Annotated in this window: 19 protein-coding genes; 6 read left to right on the plus strand and 13 right to left on the minus strand. The window is 51.3% G+C overall.

Going from position 1 to position 18,824, the window contains the following annotated elements:
- Positions 1–146: 146 nt before the first annotated feature.
- The 13 genes from MX657_RS22885 to MX657_RS22945 form a co-directional block, all read right to left on the minus strand.
- A complete protein-coding gene (locus MX657_RS22885) occupies positions 147–1,646 on the minus strand; it encodes a helix-hairpin-helix domain-containing protein (protein WP_001284315.1) in 1,500 nt (499 codons plus the stop codon).
- Between the two features lie 25 nt (positions 1,647–1,671).
- On the minus strand, positions 1,672–3,309 hold the full coding sequence (locus MX657_RS22890; protein WP_000081059.1) for a PP2C family serine/threonine-protein phosphatase: 1,638 nt from the start codon (positions 3,307–3,309) through the stop codon (positions 1,672–1,674).
- Positions 3,309–4,349, minus strand: coding sequence for a TerY-C metal binding domain-containing protein (locus MX657_RS22895; RefSeq protein ID WP_001253656.1), 1,041 nt, complete (start codon positions 4,347–4,349; stop codon positions 3,309–3,311). The genes MX657_RS22890 and MX657_RS22895 overlap by 1 nt, the downstream gene beginning before the upstream one ends.
- A gap of 84 nt (positions 4,350–4,433) precedes the next feature.
- Positions 4,434–5,072, minus strand: coding sequence for a vWA domain-containing protein (locus tag MX657_RS22900; protein ID WP_001253658.1), 639 nt, complete (start codon positions 5,070–5,072; stop codon positions 4,434–4,436).
- Positions 5,072–5,713, minus strand: a complete 642-nt coding sequence (locus MX657_RS22905; protein ID WP_000116681.1) for a TerD family protein — start codon at positions 5,711–5,713, stop codon at positions 5,072–5,074. Before MX657_RS22905 ends, MX657_RS22900 begins: the two co-directional genes overlap by 1 nt.
- A 22-nt stretch (positions 5,714–5,735) precedes the next feature.
- Positions 5,736–6,374: a vWA domain-containing protein gene (locus MX657_RS22910; RefSeq protein WP_001253657.1), complete on the minus strand. Its 639-nt coding sequence runs from the start codon at positions 6,372–6,374 to the stop codon at positions 5,736–5,738.
- 462 nt (positions 6,375–6,836) lie between these two features.
- Positions 6,837–7,304, minus strand: a complete 468-nt coding sequence (gene terW / locus MX657_RS22915) for a tellurium resistance protein TerW (protein WP_001176767.1) — start codon at positions 7,302–7,304, stop codon at positions 6,837–6,839.
- Between the two features lie 17 nt (positions 7,305–7,321).
- Positions 7,322–8,530: a DUF4236 domain-containing protein gene (locus tag MX657_RS22920; protein WP_011152964.1), complete on the minus strand. Its 1,209-nt coding sequence runs from the start codon at positions 8,528–8,530 to the stop codon at positions 7,322–7,324.
- Between the two features lie 10 nt (positions 8,531–8,540).
- Entirely contained in the window at positions 8,541–9,497 is a 957-nt protein-coding gene (locus MX657_RS22925) for an HpcH/HpaI aldolase/citrate lyase family protein (RefSeq protein WP_011152965.1), read from the minus strand.
- On the minus strand, positions 9,497–10,576 hold the full coding sequence (locus tag MX657_RS22930; protein WP_001585166.1) for a cysteine protease StiP family protein: 1,080 nt from the start codon (positions 10,574–10,576) through the stop codon (positions 9,497–9,499). Before MX657_RS22930 ends, MX657_RS22925 begins: the two co-directional genes overlap by 1 nt.
- A gap of 1 nt (position 10,577) precedes the next feature.
- A complete protein-coding gene (locus MX657_RS22935; RefSeq protein WP_001040058.1) occupies positions 10,578–11,351 on the minus strand; it encodes a hypothetical protein in 774 nt (257 codons plus the stop codon).
- Positions 11,344–12,486, minus strand: a complete 1,143-nt coding sequence (locus MX657_RS22940; protein WP_001280115.1) for a phosphoribosyltransferase domain-containing protein — start codon at positions 12,484–12,486, stop codon at positions 11,344–11,346. Before MX657_RS22940 ends, MX657_RS22935 begins: the two co-directional genes overlap by 8 nt.
- 9 nt (positions 12,487–12,495) lie before the next feature.
- Positions 12,496–13,554 (minus strand): ATP-grasp domain-containing protein, encoded by a 1,059-nt coding sequence (locus MX657_RS22945; RefSeq protein WP_012695441.1) that lies wholly within the window; start codon positions 13,552–13,554, stop codon positions 12,496–12,498.
- A gap of 320 nt (positions 13,555–13,874) precedes the next feature.
- On the opposite strand from MX657_RS22945, the gene MX657_RS22950 reads away from it, so the two are divergent.
- From MX657_RS22950 to MX657_RS22975, 6 genes are all read left to right on the plus strand, one after another.
- Positions 13,875–14,456, plus strand: a complete 582-nt coding sequence (locus MX657_RS22950) for a tellurium resistance-associated protein TerZ (RefSeq protein WP_000254137.1) — start codon at positions 13,875–13,877, stop codon at positions 14,454–14,456.
- Positions 14,456–15,613 carry a TerD family protein gene (locus MX657_RS22955; protein ID WP_001054786.1) on the plus strand — a complete coding sequence of 386 codons (1,158 nt, stop codon included), beginning with the start codon at positions 14,456–14,458 and terminating at the stop codon, positions 15,611–15,613. The genes MX657_RS22950 and MX657_RS22955 overlap by 1 nt, the downstream gene beginning before the upstream one ends.
- Before the next feature lie 22 nt (positions 15,614–15,635).
- The gene (locus MX657_RS22960; RefSeq protein WP_000007449.1) at positions 15,636–16,091 is read left to right on the plus strand and encodes a tellurite resistance TerB family protein; all 456 of its coding nucleotides are present in this window, start codon (positions 15,636–15,638) and stop codon (positions 16,089–16,091) included.
- A gap of 22 nt (positions 16,092–16,113) precedes the next feature.
- Positions 16,114–17,154 carry a tellurium resistance membrane protein TerC gene (gene terC / locus MX657_RS22965; protein ID WP_000255079.1) on the plus strand — a complete coding sequence of 347 codons (1,041 nt, stop codon included), beginning with the start codon at positions 16,114–16,116 and terminating at the stop codon, positions 17,152–17,154.
- 48 nt (positions 17,155–17,202) lie between these two features.
- Entirely contained in the window at positions 17,203–17,781 is a 579-nt protein-coding gene (gene terD, locus MX657_RS22970) for a tellurium resistance membrane protein TerD (RefSeq protein ID WP_000116680.1), read from the plus strand.
- Positions 17,782–17,849: 68 nt separating this feature from the next.
- The gene (locus MX657_RS22975) at positions 17,850–18,425 is read left to right on the plus strand and encodes a TerD family protein (RefSeq protein ID WP_000301247.1); all 576 of its coding nucleotides are present in this window, start codon (positions 17,850–17,852) and stop codon (positions 18,423–18,425) included.
- Positions 18,426–18,824: the final 399 nt, after the last annotated feature.

Genomic DNA, 18,824 nt, shown 5'->3' on the forward strand with positions numbered 1-18,824 from the left:
TTAAACCCTTGCCGCAGGAGGTGTACCGCATATCCGGCACAGACAGTCAGTTTTTCTGGCAGCTTAAATTTGACACAGCTTAATATAGTGATTCATTAAACAGGTTCAGTATGCTGCCAGAACGTTTTAGTCGTTATGGGCGTCCGTTAGTTTTCTACTAACTGAACGACGACCAGCCTGCCGCCTTCCTCCTTTGACAGAACAAACTGAGCGTTATTCGTCAGTTCAATTTTTTCCCCAATGGCAATCTGTCGTTTATCCGGTAATGACATAAGCCCATTTATGCCTTCATTTACTAACCACCACTGATCGTTATGGAAAACAAAATACCCAACTCGTTTCCTTTGCAAATCGGTTGTACGCTCATTTGGCGCAATGAGGCGATTCACATGCCACGCATAGATTGACTGCCCGCTCCACACCATCAACCGGTGGTCGTCAGGACGATAACTGCCTTCCTTTCGGGAAGAATATAAATTTAGAACCGGTAATTTACCCTTGTATGGCGTACCGCAGTAGGGACAAACCGGCTTTGTCTTACCCGAGAAAACGTACCATTTCTGTTCACACGCCTTGTTCTGGCAGGGCTGTATCAGATCGACTGTTTTAACCAGGGCGCTTTCCCACTCATCGGCGGTCGGGCGTTTAGTGGCATCGTGTAAGCCATCTATAAAGGCGCGCTCAAACAAAGGTGTCAGATAAGGGCCCATGATGGTGTAAGGAATTTTCTCCGGGTCAGCCCAGGGCAGTGAAAAGGACGATAGCTGACTGACTTTGACTGCATTGCTTTTGTCTGTCGGATGTTCAATGAAGAGTGCCTTCTCACCCATAGATAAGGTCTCATCACGTACTTCATCCGACATGTCATGTATTTTTCCGCCACGTAGCGGATGACGGAAGAACAGATACATGTAGATAAGCACCGACAGCGCGTGACGGTCAGTAGTAATGCTTGGCAATACGCGGTTCGGATCCTCTTTGGAAAGATGACTGGTTTTCACCACTTCCGGAGCGATAAAATCCGGGGTGCCCACCACGTCGGGAGGATACTTTCCAGGGACAACCAGGCCGTCTACGTCAATGATGCAGGCATGTCCCATTTCTGGATCGATAAGCACGTTTTTATAGCTTAGATCGCTGTGACAGAGACCTGCCGCATGCATCCTTCTGACGGCTCTTGTCAGCAGCAGACAGACCTTGAGATAGGTAAGCGTATTGCCTCGTTCACGTGGGTCGAGAAATTTGTTCTGGTTGCTGGCGCTGGCAAACCATTTGCCTTCCTTTTCACGACCTTTTATGCCAAGAAAATCATCGTTTTTAGAGCCGTATTTAAAGAAAAAGTAGCTTTTGTAGGTTGGAACCACGATGCCGATTTTATCCCCATGCTCAACAACATGGGTCGGCCAGCAAAACAGGTCCTTCCAGTATTCACCTCCGGACTGGCCAAAAATGTTTTGCCTGTAGCGTCCGGTGATCATATCAATCCGATCCCGGGCCTGCTCGTTCTGCGGTTTATGATAAAAAGCGACGACGTATGATTTATCAGGCGAAAAGTAAACATCCTTCATCGAGCCCGAACCAATTACCTCGTCAACATACTGGACTGTTTCGCCGTCCTTTGTTTTGCACGTAACGATATTTGCCATATTGATCACCGAAAAAGCGTATCCCTTACCACAACACCGCAATAGTGCGGTCATCATGGTTCCCTGTGGAGAAAAAGTTAAGCCAGTCGCCTAACCTCTCAGGCGCAATACTGGCGTCTGTAAGGACAGGGTTGAGCTCATCAACGAGACGGGTCCATTTTTCGTCACTGCGAAGCCCGTTATCCGTCTCAAACAGAGGGTCTGAGACGCCGTCTGTCATGAGGATCAAGTGAGATACATCATTCCATTTACCCACGCTGATGCGGCCGCTAAACGAGGGGTCTGCGATAATGCTCTGGTCAAGGAAACGGGTTTGTCCTGCGTATTCTCCGCTATCGGGATTTCCCAGTATCCTGACTTTACCGGAAGGGCTGTATGCACCTATCGCACCATCACCAAGCCAGAATGCAGCCGCAAACAGCTCGTTATCAGTTCGTAGCGCTACAGTTGCCAGAAGGGTTGTTGAATAGGATTTCACAGGTTGTTCTGCACAAATGGCTTCGTTCTGGATACTGTTGACCGCGAGCGTAGCTGCCTGTTTAAAATGATGAAGCATGGCGTTTATTGTTGCCTGCTGATCGCTCCCTTCCCACGCCGTGATGTGCTGCTTTAAATGGACGCCTTTCACACCACTGAGCTGATTTAAAAGGTAATCGCCAGCCGTTTTGACTGCAATCCGGGAGCCTTCCCGGGAATTTACCGCACTACCGGCTCCGTCTGCGACCAGCATGACAGACCATCCTGTTTCCTGGCAGTGGTTGATGTAGAAGTCGTCATCTCTGAAGCTTCCGGCATGCTCATGAGAGCGTCCCCGGCGACTGGCGGCAGCAATACGTATATCACCCCTGACCAGGCCAGCAGCGTCCAGATGGGACTTAGGGTAGGGAGCGTCTGCTGGTGGCTCTACCACCTTCCACAGGCTTCTCGGATCGGGATTGATTATAAATAGCTGTTTTGTTTCACATTCGTCGTGCGACGTGCATGACCAGATTACTGAAAGCTCTATATCGCCGCTTTCGGTGGGAGTACCTGTCAGCAACTCCTGTTCTTTGTCAAAAGACAGGCCAATGTTCCGGGGAAAGACAACGTCCCTGACAGTAGCCTGCTGGCCCTCACCCAGAACGATAGCAACCGGCGAAGAGAAACGTTCGCCTGCGCGGGCGTTGGGGATCGTTATTTTAGCTCTCGGGGGAACGGCAGGTGGCACAGCTAAGCTGGCCCGCTGCTGGCCTGTCGGTATCTGCCCGGGTTTTAATACCAGGGAAGACAGGTTTTCGTCTTCCCTCTGTGCTGGTTTATCAAATTCGTAATAAGGCATCAGCTTCCAGAACGGAGGATGAGGCTCATTTTCTGGCAGGGGTTGCAGTGCTGATGTATCGGTAGCGTCAATGCCCGGGTTATCAGCAACACTTACGACCGTTTGTTGCTGATCGGAAAGACTGGATGCTGACGAGGCGGCAATCTCTGCGTCGTTATCACCTTCGCTAACCCGCGCAGATAAACCCTGTGCAAGGCTCTCAATCCGCTCTTTAAGCCGCATAATTTCTTCGGTAAGGGATGGGTCCTGCGATAGAAGTAAAAGCCGCTCACCTTCAACAGGGTGGCCCAGCTCAGACAGAACTAAGCGGATAATCTTCTCTTCAAGTAAAGCATTTTGCGACATCAACCTCTCCCTCTGTTTACGTCGAAGTTAGTGTTTCCGCCATCATTGCTGAATGACAGGCCTGTTTCACACCACGGGCAGATCACGTCATCCGGGCCGTCAATACACAGCAACTTTCCGCATGAGCACAGGGCAAACGCACTGGCATTACCGCAGTGGGGGCAACCCGGTACGCCATGCAGTTCGCTGGTATTTACCTGCAAACCGGTAGCGGTGGCATCTGACCACGCAAAATAGTCCTCATCGATGGGATAGCATCCGGCAATATTAAAGCTGTTCAGGTTCAGACTGAAATCGAGCCCGGAAACCCTTGCTGGTGGCCGTTCATACTTCATCAGGTACGGACGACGGGTCTTGCTGCAACGGCCGGTAAGCGTAACGCAGTTTTCGTCGTACGCTTTTACTGGCTCGTCCTTGGCCAGCCGGACTATGTATTCAGTCTGGCTGAGCTCAGGTTGTTTGTCGTCCCCGACGCTGCGGCTGTGCGCCGTAACCGAGGCCGTGATCCATTTGATGAAGCGGGTAAAGTCCCCTTCCTGAGATTCGGTGAACAGCATGACATTCTCTGTCAGTTGCCGCAGGATATTCAGGTCCGCTGACGGCCCCAGGCCAACGGCAATGAGATTCACTTTACTCGCGTAGTGATCCTTCCAGCGCTTCACTTCTGCGGTTGTGTCGTCAGTCGGACGTCCGTCGGTAAGGAGATACACGACGGGTTTCCAGTCGCCTTTAGCCTCATGAGTGGTTTTTCTGACCTGGGTATCAATTTGCACGGTCAGCTCACGCAATGCAGCTCCAAGGCTCGTACCGCCGCCAACGGGAAGGCGGGGAGGGTAGAACGAGGCAATTTCGTGAAGAGGTACAATCGTACGGGCTACACCGGCAAATGCGATTACCGAGACCCAGGCTGTTTCAAGTGCGTGTGGATCCTTTCTTAAATCTCCGACGATCATTTGCAGACCATCAGTCATTTTTTTCAGGTTTTCACCAATCATGGACTCTGAACAGTCCAGGACAAAAAACACGGGAAGGCGTCTCATAATTTTCCTCGTACGGCTGGTACGGCCAGCAGAAAACGTTGCTGTACAGAAAGGTGCTGCCCGGAAACAGCACCTTTCTGTCTGTCAGAGCACCAGCTGGATTTCTGGTGGAGGAGGGGGAAGGGTATCAGTTCCGTTATTAATCCCCGCGCTTGTGCTGCCGGAAGACACGCTGGCCGATACCCATTTAAAGAAACCTGCAAACGCGGTTGAATCTAGCGTCTCCAGAGACACAACCTTATCGGTGAGCTGTTTTAAGTGCTCATGGCCTGCTTTAGGACCAACGGCGCAGGCAATGATGGATCCGAATCCCCGGCCGCGAATCGCTTTTACCGCTTCACCGTACGCCAGGGCATCAGAAGGGGTTCCATCAGTCATCAGGAATACCAGAGGACGCCAGTCTCCTTTGGTATCACCATCTGAGCGACGTACATCCCGTTCAACACACTGCATCAGACATTCAAGGGCAGCACCGGTGAACGTCCCGCCTGCGCTTGGCACAACGATGTCAGAAAACTGGAAGTCTTCCAGCGGCGTGAGAGGAATGAACTCACGCGCCTCATTGTCATAGGTGATAATGGAGATATGAACGCTTTCGAGGGCGTAGGGATCCTGGCGAAGAGCGCTAAGCATCGCCTGAATTCCAACGTTAACGGAATGGATTGACTCACCGCGCATCGAGCCGGATGTGTCGATAACAAGGTAAACAGGCAGGCGGCGCATCACATGTAATTCCTCAGGTGCGAGACAAACGAATCTGATTCTGAAGGCTCACCAATTGCCCTGAGTTTCCAGCCTGTAGCCTCGCGTATCAGCTCGGCAAAGACCATGGAGCGCTGGCTGGCGAAGGCGGGTCCGCCAGAAAGATCGAATCGTGCCATTTCAATATTACGGGCATCTACTGCCCGGATGAAGGCATTCTGAACTTTACCAAAGTGCTGCTGGAGCTTTTCACCATTGTAGATCTGAACGATGAACACAATTTTCTCGTACTGAGCGTCAAGGGAATTCAGGCGCACAATAATTTGCTCATCGTCACCGTCACCGGCTCCGGTTCGGTTATCGCCCGTCAGCCAGATATTGCCTGACTTATGGCGAAGGCTGTTGAAAAAGATGATATCGCCATTCACAAGCGTTGGTTTACCATTTTCCACATTGCCGAGATCGGTCACCTTTCCGGCTGAATTACACAGGAAAGCGATCACATCAAGGTCGTATTCTTCTTCTTTTTTACCAAAGATCCCGCCGAGAAAACCTTTCTTTTCCTCATTAATATCCCAACCGAGGCCGATAGTAACGGACGAGAGATCGTATTCATTTTTTTTCAGGCTTACGCCCTGGCCTTTGCTCAGACTGACAGACATGATATCCCCTTAATCAATAAAATTATAAGACCACATTTACTTCTGGCGGCGGCGGTGGCAGGTCTTCAAGACCGATCACTTCTTTTTTGCTGGACTCCACTTTCTGACTGCCTACCGAAATGCTCGCACTGACCCATTTAAAGAAAGCTTTAATCGTCGAACTGTCAGCTGTATCGAGCTGAACCACGATTTCAGTGATTTCTTTGAGGACGCTGGTATCGGCATCATGCCCGGCTGCACATGCCACAACAACGCCGGTTCTGGCCGCTTTAAAGTCATTCAGGCCTTTACGCCAGTCATCATTCGGACTTCCATCCGTCATCAGGAATACAAGGGGACGCCAGTCACCTTTAGTGTCAGCCGTCGTTTTCTGTACTTCTTTGGCAATGGAGCTGGCCGTGAGGGAAAGCGCTTCGCCAAGAGACGTGGTGCCGCTGGCTGTTAGTGCTGGCATCTGGAAACTCAGGAGGTCTGTCAGGGGGACTGCCTGTCGGGCTGAAGAATCAAAGGTGATCACTGACACGTGAGCCGTTTCGAGTGCATACGGATCCTGTTTCAGCGTGGTAAGCAGCGTCTGAACGCCATTTTTAACCGCTTCGATAGGCTCTCCGTGCATAGAGCCGGACGTGTCGAGTAGCAGATATACGGGTAAGCGTCTCAAATGTAATTCCTTCTTAAGAGATCGGAAGAGGAGAGTAGTTTCAGGAAGAGGCCAGGGTTTGTTGATTTGATAAAACGGCACGACATCTGTCGGGTGGAGATTAAATACTCAGAAGCGGCATTAAAGAAATAAGTTAACCACCATAGAATTACCGACATGTGAATGGCCTCTTATCAACAGAAAAATAATTCAGACCGGACTGGAATATAAGATTTCTGAAAAAACTCGGACAAATAAACTGTCTTATGTATGAAATTCATCATACATCACAGATCTGCATGAATGGAGTGTAAAACGCCCAAAGATTGATGTGTAGCACAAGAGGATGTCAAGACACCAGGTTTTGTAGTCAGTAAGGCGCTGCTGGCATTGCGGGAGGAGAATAGATCAAAACTACGTCACGCCAATACAGAGGTAAAATATGACAAAACCGGGGTTTTCACCCCGGTCTGAGATTTAGCGTCAGGACTTTTTAGCGCTGTATTCTTTTATCAGTTCGTCAACGGAGTGCAGAGCCAGCTTCTCTACCGCTTCACTTCGGGTCGAGCCACTCAGCGCAGCCAGACGGTCAATTTTTCTTAAGATCCGCATGCGTAGCGATAAGGACACGGCTGTTTTTTTATCCTTATCGAGTACGACCTTCCCTGTAGACTCACCGGTTTTCAGTTCAGCATTCTGTGCGAGCGCTTCATTCATCCGGCGAAGGGTCTTTTTATCCAGCTGGCCCGGATTAACGAGATGGTAGGAATGACCTGCCTTGCTGTATTTGATCTCCGCAGAATATGACTCGCGTAGCTCTTTGAGGGCCCGGGTTAATGTCGGCTCTGAGCATTCCAGACTGGTTATAATGTCGGCAGCGGAAACGGGCTTGCCGGTGCCCAGTAAGTTGGCAAGCTTAAAAATCCGGGCCTGTCTGGTATTTAATTGCATCGTAAGATTTAGCCTGCTTAAAGGGTTAGTGGTTCAATAGGCTGAAAAATGAAGGTACTGCTCATCTTTCGAATAACCGGGTGATCGCCTAACGCTTCAACCGGATCAATGTGTTCTATGCCTGCAAAATTTACTGACGACATCTGGCTGCGAGTGCATTTGCAGGACAGGATATACTCATCCTCCAGATAGCCGGTCCGCTTACTGACCCGTTGCGTAAAGCCTGACACAATCACGTTGTCGAAAGGTAGCGTATGTAAAACGATACCGACCAGGCGGAACAAGCAGCCATGGACGTGGCGGGCATAGTTTTCGCGTACGGCTTTTTGCGTCATGGCTTTTTCCGTCAGCTCCGTGCCCCGGGCATTAACGCCGTAAATCTTATCAGGGAAATCTTCAATCTCAGCTAAATCAACGTCCAGCAGGACTGCTGATAGCTCCGGCTTTACTTCAAATGCAACAATCGTTTCACGCGGCCATTCAGTTTCTGCCAGCACACCCGCCAGGTATGATTCGAAAAACGCGGCGTCTGTCCGGAACTGCTGCCGGGCATCTGCCTGAGCCGTGGCGAGCCGTTTTTCATGTTCTTCTGCTTCAAACTTCCAGTTTGCATACTGTTCGGCCCAGGCCGTCCGTTGTTGCTGGTACCGGTGCTGTCGAAGGGTATTCTCACGCTCCACATCAATCAGCTCCTGCTGCCACCGGCGAAGATTTTCGGCGTGGCGCTCAGCTTTAGCTGATTCCGATTCAAACCATTTACCCAGAAAACTAATGCCTTCGCTCTCGGCAGGCTTTTCCGGCAATGCAAGGTAGTCTGGCTTTTCTGGACGCACCGGTGCCGGAACCTGAAAAGGCGACGTTCTGTTATGCAGGTATACTGCTTCCAGCTCTGCCCAGCTGATGCCTGTTTTTGGATCCGGCGTCAGCTCGTGAATATTACGGATTGCGGTTACCGCTGACATGAGTTCAGCGGCTTCCTGCTCAAGCGCCTGTCTGAGCCCCGGGTCGGTTGCCGTCCGGTTTCCACCTCCGGAACGCGCGGCCCGGTCAAGCCGGGTACGGTAACTCAGCCCGGTACCGGGCAAGCCCAGATTGGCATAGGTCCCCCGGCTACCAAAAGAAACGGAAGCACCTCTCGGCCCGACACTCAGGCTCGGTGCACCGTTACTCAGGTTGAGGCGAACGCCAGGAATAATGTTGATCGACTTTCTGAACCTGAACCCCATTATGATTTCCTTAATGATGCTGGGTCACGGTAAGTAATCTGATTCCATCAGCGCTTTGCTCGTTCTGTAACCCATAAAAACGAGCTCTGTCCAGAATGCCAGCCGCCCAGCGGCGATGTGTGGCGGGTTCACACATTGCTCCCTGCGACTTAAACACGGCCTGGGTAGAGTTCAGGATCCGCAGAGCGTCAGAATACTCACCCTGAGTGACCATCAGCGCGTTTTGAATGACCTCTATCTGACCCGGGTGAATGGCCGTTTTCCCAACAAGCCCATGTGCCATATCAAGAGCCAGCTCTCTGGCCATAACGGCATGATCGTCAATATGCTCACATACGGGCGCGGTCAGGGCAAAATCACGCGGGCCGAAGACTGAAACGAGCATTTTGATGACGTAGCCCATCGGGCTGTCATACAGCGTCAGGTCCCGGGGGCGGCGAAGCGACACAACGTTCATAAGATCGTTGCCGCCGATTCGAAGCGCAATAATGCGGTCGTGGCAGGGATGTTCCACCAGGCGAGTGGCCAGCTCGCGCATCTGAACCACGTCAAAGACGTCTTCTGTTTCCAGCGTTGGCATCATGCACAGGTGAGTCCCGCCCATGATATCCCACCATTCAGCTAACGAACTGAGGGTAAATTTCGGCAACACAAACCCATCGACAGCGGAAAGATCATAATGCGCTTTTAACCATCTGCCCATTTCGGCATGCCGAGGGCGAATGAACACCAGAGGCCAGTCATTTTTACCCAGGCTACGCATGCTGTTACTGAGCTCGTGCAGCAGGTGCTCCAGATTTTTGAGGGCGATGGGGATGTCTGCTTCACTGACAGCATCCTCCAGGCAAATCACCAGAGAGCGCAAACCCGGGATTTTCCCGTGCAGGACGGCATCAGCAATATCTTCCCGTGTTGCAGGCATGTATAGCGTGGCTCCCAGATTCCAGGGAGAAAGACGATTTTTCATCAGAGTACCTTCTTGATAATGGTTACAGCCCGATACTGGCCGAGGGTTCCCCCCATTTCTGTAACAACTATTCCCTTTTCACGAGCAAGCCCTACAAGCAAGGCAACGTCCGGGTCGTCAATAGAACGCACAAATACATGGTCCGGTACCCGACGTAATACAGCCCGGGTTGCTTCAGCAATACCGGGTTTAATACGATTGACGCTGTCCACTTTAAATTCATCGGCCAGGAACGCGATAACGTCGCGACTTGTCTGCCATAAGACCCGGGCTGACTCCATATTCCAGCTCAGGGTAGCGAGGGATGACGGGGTTAACTTCTTACGGAAATGGGCGACGGTATCGACAAGCATCCGGCTGCATTCGAATTCACTGAGATGCTCGCAAACCATGCACCCATGTAATCCTTCAGAGGACCATACTGACCGGGAGATCAGGCCTGATACCGGCGCACCCATGATGCCAAAAGGAATGAGCCAGTCATCATCACTGGCTGCAAGCCAGGAGCAGCCACAGGGATCGGCCAGGACAACCAGTCGCGGCTGCTCAGGATAGCCCGGGCGATCTTTCAGTGCGCGTACAAGCTCTCCGGTAATTGCGCCTTTACCTGTCCATCCGTCAACAAAGACAATACCGCTGGTACCATGGCGCTCTTCAATGACGTCGAGGGCTGCACCGTCAATTCCACGATCCCGGATAATGCTGATACCGTAATGCCATGAGGTTTTCCCCATGTCACGCAGGGCCTGGTGCAGCATAACGCCGAGCGGCACGCCAGCTCTGACGAGACTGGCCAGTACAATGGGCTCATCACCGAAGCGTTCGGCCAGAGCAATAGCGAGCTGTGTGACTTCTTTTGCAAGTCTCTCTGCGCCCCGATCCAGCGCCCGGTGAAACAAATCAAGATGCCATTGTGTTGGCGCTGGCTCCTGACTGAGCATGTCCGAATAATGTTTCTTCCCTGACTGAATCAGCTCTTCTTTTTGCTCAACCGGCGTCATCTCAATGACTACCGGCTTTAGCAGAAATTCCACGTCACCGGGCTGGTATGAGCCGGTAAATGTGTCATGTGGCTGCATTTTAATTTTCTCCAAAAATTCGCTGTGAAATGGCATCTGCAAACTGACTCTGACGCGGGATGCCAAACCAGCTGCACAGTTTCATAAAACGATGATCGCTCAGGCTGTCGCCCAGACCAATTACGGGGAAGACTCCGCGTTCAGCCCGAAGTTTTTCAAGAAGCCATCTGACTGCCAGCCCTTTCTCAACCGCGGTGGGAAGCCAGGCCACGTTATTACTGTTGCGGTGGATGTAGAAGCCCTCGGTCGGAAACACCGTTTCTATCTCATCTGCAATGGCATTGAGCTCGTCAAGGCGGGTGCTGTCGCGGTGCTTCATCACCATATAAACCGCCGTTTCACCGTATTCGAAGTTCAGCCTTGCCCAGGCATTGATCCCTTTTGCGTCCATCATTTCAGTGATCAGACGCTGCATCGATGTCAGCTTTTCCTGATAGGGAGCCAGCTGGCCGAGCATATGGGCCTTCCACTCCTCGTCGGGTTTGCCTTCTGGCGTGAGAATGACGGCCCCGTGAGTGGTGATTGCCCAGGAGTGGAAAGGGATCCGTACGCGGCTGATTTCTTCAGTTCCCCGTGCGGTAACGGGTATGAGTTCAGCCTGCTCCAGGAGCCAGTCCACCAACATGGACTGTTCTTCCGTCATAAAGCTTCGTGGATTCAGGGTGCGATCAACGGCACCGGTACGGAATGGCTCCAGGGCCAGCTCGTCCACCATTTTACGACGGGTCTGAAAGAGCGTGTCGTCAAGGTCGCTCAGAACAACGGGTTTATTCATAGGTAACAATCTCCACGACGGCCGCAACCTCAGCCAGCGCCTTAAGAAGCTGCGTGTCAATACTTTCTGCGGGTGTCTCAGTACACACAAGAATGCGGTCAAACTGCTGGTGGGCGACGTTATAGACAAAATTGGGGATGCCCAGCCCGTAGTTATCCGTAAAGGAAATGGCGGACTCAATGGCATAACCAACGGCGATAGGGGAGCGGGTGGTCGATCCATAAAATGCCTGTGCTCCGGCAGCTTCGAGCCGTTCAGCAAGCAGGAACGGCTCCCAGACGAATTCCCCGGTCCCGAGAACCAGAATACGTTCCCCCTTGTGGACGGAGACCTCATGGCCGAGATCGGCCGCAGGTGCGAGCATCCCCAGTCGGCCCCAGGACTGTTTTCCCTGGATGTCCCATTCTCCTCGTGAAGTTACGTTGACTTTCGGCATGTCCGGGACAGGTGCATCAGGTAATGGGGTCCATCCCCACTTACCGCTTACAAGAGAAACCGAAGTGACTGGTAAGGTGCTGCGCTCGGACAAGGCTTTGCCACTCCAGTCGGTAAGCGTAACGGCTATAACCTGTTCAATATGTTGAAGCTTGCCGGTATTACGCAGGGCTGAAAGCAGGTTAATAAAGGTATTACCGGTGGTTGCCTCGTCATCAATCAAAACCAGCGTTCGTGCGTTGGTAACACGACGTCTTTTCTCTTCATCATCTGGCAGATAGATCAGATGATCGGTGGCGTGGCTGTGTTCTTCCTTGAACTCGCAAAGCAACGTGCCATCAACCGGGTGACGGGTAGAGGTCAGATAGACAGATTCAGGATGCTGGTGGCGCACTTCATCAAATACACCGGCCCCAAGCCCAACGGCGGTTTCAGCCATACCGATAAACAGTACGGGTCCTGTCAGTGTCGAGGGGAACTGGCTGGCAAGCTGTCTGTAGGCCTGCCGCATGACTGAGGGTGGCACGGGAATGTGCCTGCCGAGTACTTTGCTGACAAACAGAAAGGCGCGTTTCGGGTTACGTCTTTCAGCGATGTCAAACAGGTCATCGAGCGAAACTTCACCCTGGTCGCGGGTTACCTGAATCGTACCGCATGAGAGGGTACGGCGATAAATCATATCTTCGAGGATATCAGACATAAATACGCCTTAATTCAGAAGGTTAGAGAGTGATTCCGGGTATGCAATTACATCCGTAATGGATCTCACCGCAACCGGAGAAAAGGTGTTTTTAGCGCTCTGGCGCACCATATCTTCAGACATCAGACCGAGCTTAAAGGCAGCAAATAACCCAGGAAGGTTCACCCCGCTGTGAAGGGTATAACCCACCCCCCCTGACGGACGCATGTTGGTTTCAAGCAGCACCGGGTTGCCATTCACATCGTTTCGCGTCTGAACATTCACCAGCCCGTCGGCCTTCATAACCCTGGCGCAGTCACACGCCAGTTCCCAGGCGCTTCCTTCGTTTACCAGATACTGGATAACCCCTTCCTTACGGCGTCCCACGGCTGCGAGTATTTCGCCCTTATCCGCGAGGATATCGACGGAAAATTCCGGGCCTGGCAGGTACGGCATCAAAACAAGGGGTTTAAACGACTCAGCAGCTGATGCTGCTGCAATATACTGTTGCGGACTGACCAGACGATGTTCGGGATGATTAAAGACGGCCATAGGCGAAGCACTGTCATCAAAGCGCCAGAATCCCATGCCATAGATACCCGTCACCGGCTTCACGCATACCGGGCTGTCAGTGAACGGCGGGGCCGCGAGGTGTGTTTTTAATTCTGCCAGCGTATTCACCCGCCAGGATGGTACGACCGGGAGACCCTTTTGCTCCATAAACTGAGCAAAAGTAACTTTTTCGTCAGCCAGAGTTAACCAGTCGACGCCCGTTGCACCGGTAGTAAGGGTGGCACCGGTCGATTCAATGGCTGAACGGTGTTCTTCAAACCACTGGCTGTTACGGCCAGTATGAATATGGTGGATGCCGTAGGACTGAATGGTTTCCTGGATAAACTGAAGACGTTTTTGAGGATCTTCAGGTTCAGTCAAAGAATAGTCGGCAACGGAAAGGATTTCATTTCTTTCGTTACGGTGGGAGGCAAAAACGGTAATGGCAAAATTATTTTTTTTTGCAAATGATTTTACCCCCTGAATAATATCTCGCTGGGAGGATAAACCTTCCATAAACCAAATTTTCTTGTTCATTTTTTTTAATTATCCGGAACGCCATGCAAATTTATGATTGAGAAGTGAGTCTATGAGTGTCTAAGCTACATGTCAATCATAATATGATTTATAACTCCTGTGGTTATGGAGTGCGTCAGGTTTTTTGGATTCCTGATAACACATTGATATTTAAATTAAACTTAGAAAATTAACACCCTGAAAAGGATTTCTTTTTGTGTTTTTACAGAAAACTACCAAAATTTCCCTTGTCAGAGAACTTCATCATGATATGATTTTCTTCGTCAGTTACTAAATATACCTTTGATTGTCTCGGTCATTACCATTTTAAGGAATAAAACATGGTTTCATTAGTTAAGAACCAGACGGTATCACTCAGCAAAGAATCATCTGCATTAAGCCAGCTTCATTTCGGTCTCGGTTGGGATCCGGTTAAGAAAAAAGGTCTTCTTGGAGGATTGTTTGGAGGCAACGACTCAATCGATCTCGATGCTGGCTGCGTATTAATGGACAGCACCGGTAAAACAATTGACACCATCTGGTTCCGCAAACTGGAATCCACCTGCGGCGCTGTTGTGCACAGTGGCGATAACCTGACCGGTGAAGGTGACGGTGACGATGAGGTGATTAATGTCAACCTCTCCCGACTGCCTGCAAACGTTGAATACCTGGCGTTTACGGTAAACAGCTTCCGTGGTCAGTCGTTCAATGACGTCGAAAACGCGTTCTGCCGCGTTGTCGATCAAACCGGCAAAGAGCTGGCTCGCTACAAGCTGACTGAGCAGGGCTCACATACCGGGATCGTTATTTCTTCGCTGCGCCGTAATAACGGCAACTGGGACTTTACCGCCCTTGGCCATGCCTGTCGCGGCCGCACAATTGACGATATGCACTCCGATATCGTTTCAGCGGTTATTCGCTAATGAACCTGACGCCGGGGGGCAATGCCCCCGTTCCAGCCCAGGAGTTGCGGGTCCGGATCACCTCGGGCGGCCAGGTGGATGCTTCGGCGTTTCGCCTGTATGCCGACGGGAAGGTGCAGGGTGATGCGGACATGGTGTTTTATGGTCAGCCACGTAACGATGATGGTACCGTCAGCCTGGTCAGTGAAGGCCAGTACTCAACCTTTACTGTCGCGCTCAACCGGCTGAAACCTGATGTCCAGAAAATTGCGTTCACCGTGACCTGTGACGGTGGGCAGACGGTGTCCGGTCTTCGTAATCTTTCCATCGACGTGGAGCAAGGGGCTACCGGCCTGGTTAGCGGCAGTGTCGAACTGAGCGGCCGTCAGGAAGCAGCCTTAATTCTGGGTGAATTTTACCGTCGTAATAATGACTGGAAATTCCGCTTCGTTGCGCAGGGGTTCAACGGTGGACTTAAACCGCTGGCAGAGCATTTCGGCGTAAATATTGCCGACGAACCGGCTCCCGCAGCCCCGACTCCTCCGGTTGTAACCCCTCCGCCAGTTGAGACAAAAATCAGCCTGAGCAAGGTATCGCTGACAAAAGAGAAGCCTGCAATCAGCCTGACCAAACGGGATAACTTCGGTGAAATCCGGATCAACCTGAACTGGCACCGGGGCAGCGGCAAATCAGGCTTTGCAGGCATGTTCGGCTCCAAAGGAATCGACCTGGATCTGGGGGCCTTTGTTGAGCTTCAGGACGGGTATAAATCGGTCATTCAGGCGCTCGGTAATGCATTCGGTGATTATCGCGATGAACCGTATGTTCAGCTCAAGGGCGATGACCGGACGGGTGATGTATCAGACGGCGAGTGGCTGCATATCAATGGACGTGAATGGAAGCATATCCGCGAAGTGCTGATTTACGCCTTTATTTATGAAGGTGTTCCCAGCTGGGACAAGACTGATGGTGTGGTCACCATTCATGTGCCGGATCAACCGCCCATTGAGACCCGCCTGACCGAAGGTGAAAACCGTCGCACATTGTGCGCCATTGCCAGACTCGTAAACGAAAACGGCGCAATTAAAGTCGAGCGAATTAACCAGTACTTCAAAGGCCAGGACGAAATGGACCGGGCATTTGGCTGGGGATTTCGCTGGAGCGCCGGTTCTAAATAACACAGCAACAAAGGAAACAGGTATGAGCTTTTTCGACAAAGTTAAAGGTGCCATTAACTCAGGCCGTGACGAACTGACCCGCCAGGTTGGCCGTTTCAAAAACAAAAAATTCATGCAGGGCACCGTTGCTGTATGTGCCCGTATTGCCGTATCGAGTGACGGCGTAAGTTCGGAAGAAAAGCAGAAAATGATGGGCTTTCTGCGCTCTTCAGAAGAGCTGAAGGTCTTCGATACCAATGAGGTGATTGAGTTCTTCAATAAACTGGTTTCAAGCTTCGATTTCGATGTTGAAATCGGCAAGGGCGAAACCATGAAATACATCCTGGCGCTGAAAGATCAGCCTGAGGCCGCTCAGCTGGCCTTACGTGTTGGTATTGCCGTTGCGAAAAGTGACGGTAACTTCGATCAGGACGAGAAACTGGCCTCCCGCGAGATCGCTATCGCGTTGGGCTTCGACCCGGCTGAATTTGGCCTCTGATCCACATCCCTAAGGGTAAAATATGGTTTCCACACACATCGGCTTCCCGACTGAAACGGTCATTGTTTTTATTGCGCTTTCAGTCGGTGCCATCTTTATTGACCTGTTTATGCACCGTGATGACAAGCCTATTTCGCTGAAGAGTGCGGCGCTCTGGTCCGTATTCTGGGTTGTGGTTGCGATGGCATTTGCCGGTTTCCTCTATATCCACCACGGTGCTGAGGTTGCCAGTCTGTTTGTCACGGGTTATGCGCTGGAGAAAGTGCTGTCGGTCGATAACCTGTTCGTCATGATGGCCATCTTCTCCTGGTTCGCCGTTCCGGATCGTTATCGCCACCGTGTTCTCTACTGGGGGATCATTGGTGCCATTGTCTTCAGGGGCATCTTTGTCGCCATCGGTACGAGCCTGCTGAGTCTGGGGCCGTATGTTGAAGTTGTCTTCGCTATTATCGTTGCCTGGACAGCGGTCATGATGCTTAAAAGCGGTGATGACGATGATGAAATTGAGGATTACTCCCAGCATCTGGCTTACCGCATGGTTAAACGCTTCTTCCCTATCTGGCCGAAGCTCAGAGGGCATGCCTTCCTGCTTAACCAGAAGGAAGTGGATGCTGAACTGGCGAAACCAGAAAACAGCGATGTCACCATTGGCCGTGGTAAAAAAGCGGCGCTGTATGCGACCCCGCTGTTCCTGTGTGTGGCTGTGGTTGAACTCTCGGACGTAATGTTCGCGTTTGACTCGGTACCGGCAATCATTGCCGTCAGTCGTGAACCGCTTATCGTCTATAGTGCCATGATGTTTGCTATCCTGGGCCTGCGTACTCTGTACTTTGTCCTTGAGGCACTGAAACAGTACCTGGTTCATCTGGAGAAGGCCGTTATCGTGCTGCTGTTCTTCATCGCGGCAAAACTCGGCCTGAATGCGACCGATCACATCTGGCATCATGGTTACAGCATCGCGGCAACAACCAGCCTGTATGTTGTACTGGGTGTACTGGCGCTGGGCATTCTCGCAAGCGTCATGTTCCCGGGCAAACCTGAATCTGAGGAAAAGGGGAGTTAATCCCCTTAAGTGTTAACCTGAACAATTACTAATCGAAGAGGTTATTTTATGAGTGTTTCTCTTTCCAAAGGCGGGAACGTCTCCCTAAGTAAAGCAGCTCCGTCAATGAAAAACGTCCTGGTGGGCCTTGGCTGGGATGCGCGTTCAACAGACGGTCAGGACTTTGACCTGGATGCTTCAGCATTCCTGCTGGCCTCAAACGGCAAAGTGCGCGGCGATTCAGATTTCATCTTCTATAACAACCTGACGTCATCCGACGGTTCCGTAACGCACACCGGCGATAACCGCACCGGTGAGGGCGATGGTGATGATGAATCGCTGAAAATTAAACTGGACGCCGTCCCGTCTGAAGTTGACAAGATCATCTTCGTTGTGACCATCCACGATGCTCAGGCTCGTCGCCAGAGCTTTGGTCAGGTATCCGGTGCGTTTATTCGTCTGGTTAATGACGATAACCAGACTGAAGTTGCTCGCTACGATCTGACCGAAGATGCGTCCACTGAGACTGCCATGCTGTTCGGCGAGCTGTATCGCCACAATGGTGAGTGGAAATTCCGCGCAGTAGGTCAGGGTTATGCTGGTGGTCTGGCATCTGTATGTGCTCAGTACGGCATTAACGCGTCCTGATCAAAAAGTAACTTTTCTACCCGGGGCTGTTAATGCAGCCCTCATTCAACTGTTTGCAGGAGCTAAAAATGGCAGTTTCTCTCGTAAAAGGCGGCAATGTATCTCTGACCAAAGAAGCACCAACCATGAATGTTGCTATGGTTGGCCTAGGCTGGGATGCCCGTGTAACCGATGGTCAGGGTTTTGACCTGGACGCTTCCGTGTTCGCAGTAGGCGAAGACGGTAAAGTGTTGTCAGATGCGCATTTCATTTTCTTCAATAACAAAACCAGCCCTGATGGCGCGGTAGAGCACCAGGGCGACAACCGTACCGGTGAAGGCGACGGCGACGATGAGCAGGTCAAAATCGATCTGACCAAAGTCTCAGCAGATATCAAAAAACTGGTGTTTGCCGTTACCATCTATGATGCAGAAGCGCGTAAACAAAACTTCGGCATGGTGAGCAACAGCTTCATGCGCGTTTACAACAACGACAACGGCACGGAAATTGCCCGTTTCGATCTGTCTGAAGATGCCTCAACCGAAACCGCTATGGTCTTCGGTGAACTGTATCGTCATGGCGCTGAGTGGAAGTTTAAAGCTGTCGGTCAGGGCTTTGCCGGTGGCCTGGCGGCTCTTGCCTCCCAGCACGGCGTTAACATCTAAAATAACGCTGAATCATACCCCGGCAATGCCGGGGTTTTTTTTGGTTGCGATCCGCTATCAGGAGGGGGGGGGCAGAAAGGGTTCGGGAATCTCAGAAAGCAGAGAGATGTTAATTCTGACGTGAGCCTTTTAAAGGCAGGAAACGGATTTTTCTCTGGTTGCTGGTTAAAGCCTGTATTCCGTGCCTTATATCAACAGCATGCCCCTCTGATATATGTTACGTTTGCGACTTATGAAGGCACGGGTTCTGGAAGATAAAATACCCGACCAATGGAAATTCCAATTCAACAGGTATAGAAACTTCAACGTGATGAAATATGGTGTCACACCATATATACGCCTCACCAGAAATCCAGCGTCCTGAACTAAGCCAGGGGAACCTATATAAACGCTGCGCTT

Origin of the sequence: Enterobacter chuandaensis, from assembly GCF_039718975.1 — a bacterium.
In the GTDB taxonomy this organism is placed as follows: domain Bacteria; phylum Pseudomonadota; class Gammaproteobacteria; order Enterobacterales; family Enterobacteriaceae; genus Enterobacter; species Enterobacter chuandaensis.

Bases quoted from the DNA above. Each gene is read 5' to 3' on its own strand.
- MX657_RS22885 (WP_001284315.1), bottom strand. From the start codon at position 1,646: ATGGCAAATATCGTTACGTGCAAAACAAAGGACGGCGAAACAGTCCAG.
- MX657_RS22950 (WP_000254137.1), top strand. From the start codon at position 13,875: ATGGTTTCATTAGTTAAGAACCAGACGGTATCACTCAGCAAAGAATCA.
- MX657_RS22905 (WP_000116681.1), bottom strand. From the start codon at position 5,713: ATGTCTGTCAGTCTGAGCAAAGGCCAGGGCGTAAGCCTGAAAAAAAAT.
- terW (WP_001176767.1), bottom strand. From the start codon at position 7,304: ATGCAATTAAATACCAGACAGGCCCGGATTTTTAAGCTTGCCAACTTA.
- MX657_RS22955 (WP_001054786.1), top strand. From the start codon at position 14,456: ATGAACCTGACGCCGGGGGGCAATGCCCCCGTTCCAGCCCAGGAGTTG.
- MX657_RS22960 (WP_000007449.1), top strand. From the start codon at position 15,636: ATGAGCTTTTTCGACAAAGTTAAAGGTGCCATTAACTCAGGCCGTGAC.
- MX657_RS22940 (WP_001280115.1), bottom strand. From the start codon at position 12,486: ATGTCTGATATCCTCGAAGATATGATTTATCGCCGTACCCTCTCATGC.
- MX657_RS22895 (WP_001253656.1), bottom strand. From the start codon at position 4,349: ATGAGACGCCTTCCCGTGTTTTTTGTCCTGGACTGTTCAGAGTCCATG.
- MX657_RS22935 (WP_001040058.1), bottom strand. From the start codon at position 11,351: ATGAATAAACCCGTTGTTCTGAGCGACCTTGACGACACGCTCTTTCAG.
- MX657_RS22920 (WP_011152964.1), bottom strand. From the start codon at position 8,530: ATGGGGTTCAGGTTCAGAAAGTCGATCAACATTATTCCTGGCGTTCGC.
- MX657_RS22945 (WP_012695441.1), bottom strand. From the start codon at position 13,554: ATGAACAAGAAAATTTGGTTTATGGAAGGTTTATCCTCCCAGCGAGAT.
- MX657_RS22975 (WP_000301247.1), top strand. From the start codon at position 17,850: ATGGCAGTTTCTCTCGTAAAAGGCGGCAATGTATCTCTGACCAAAGAA.
- MX657_RS22900 (WP_001253658.1), bottom strand. From the start codon at position 5,072: ATGCGCCGCCTGCCTGTTTACCTTGTTATCGACACATCCGGCTCGATG.
- terD (WP_000116680.1), top strand. From the start codon at position 17,203: ATGAGTGTTTCTCTTTCCAAAGGCGGGAACGTCTCCCTAAGTAAAGCA.
- MX657_RS22890 (WP_000081059.1), bottom strand. From the start codon at position 3,309: ATGTCGCAAAATGCTTTACTTGAAGAGAAGATTATCCGCTTAGTTCTG.
- terC (WP_000255079.1), top strand. From the start codon at position 16,114: ATGGTTTCCACACACATCGGCTTCCCGACTGAAACGGTCATTGTTTTT.
- MX657_RS22925 (WP_011152965.1), bottom strand. From the start codon at position 9,497: ATGAAAAATCGTCTTTCTCCCTGGAATCTGGGAGCCACGCTATACATG.
- MX657_RS22930 (WP_001585166.1), bottom strand. From the start codon at position 10,576: ATGCAGCCACATGACACATTTACCGGCTCATACCAGCCCGGTGACGTG.